Origin of the sequence: Arthrobacter sp. H41 (assembly GCF_000520535.1) — a bacterium.
Lineage (GTDB): Bacteria > Actinomycetota > Actinomycetes > Actinomycetales > Micrococcaceae > Arthrobacter_D.
Map to the genome: position 1 here is coordinate 1 of NZ_AZRZ01000502.1, position 632 is coordinate 632.

At 67.7% G+C, this 632-nt stretch carries 2 protein-coding genes; both read right to left on the reverse strand.

Going from position 1 to position 632, the window contains the following annotated elements:
* Nucleotides 1-336 (reverse strand): Gfo/Idh/MocA family protein (locus tag Y705_RS16610; protein ID WP_162149022.1); only part of this gene is annotated, 336 nt, incomplete at its 3' end.
* Between the two features lie 55 nt (nucleotides 337-391).
* On the reverse strand, nucleotides 392-632 hold a 241-nt coding region (locus Y705_RS16615; RefSeq protein ID WP_155849856.1), incomplete at its 5' end, for an aldehyde dehydrogenase family protein.

Consider the following 632-nt stretch of genomic DNA (forward strand, 5'->3'; position numbering starts at 1 on the left):
CTGCACCACCCGCCACGCGGAGGCGGCGTCCGGGGTCAGCGGTTTTTCGCACAGGGTTGGCAAGCCGTGCTCGATGACAGCGAGAAGCACGTCCTCGTGCAGGAAGCCCGGTGTAGCGATCAGGGCGGCGTCGATGTCATCCCGGTCCAGGATCTCCTGAAAGTCGGTGCAGGTGACGGCGCCGGGGATGTGGGCCACGGCGGCCTCGGCCCGGGACCTATCGATGTCCACGACGGCGGCGACCTCGGTGCCGGTGGTGCGGTGGTGGATCCGGTCGATGTGGTCCGCACCCATGCGGCCCGCTCCGACGACGGCTACGCGCAATGGAGTGTTCATGGTCTGTGTCCTTTCTCGGCCCTGCACAGGACCGGGGGTGGTCTGAGAGATCAGCTTAGGAGTCGTTCGAGGACGGGAAGGCGAAGGACGCCCCGGACGCGTGGAGCGGCTCGGGCCAGCGCTCGGTGACGGCCTTGCCTCGGGTGTAGAAGCGCACACCGTCCGGGCCGTAGACGTGGTGGTCACCGAACAGGGAGTCCTTCCAGCCGCCGAAGGAGTGCCAGGCCACAGGCACGGGGATTGGGACATTGATCCCGATCATGCCCACGGTGACCCGCCGCTTGAACTGTCGGGCG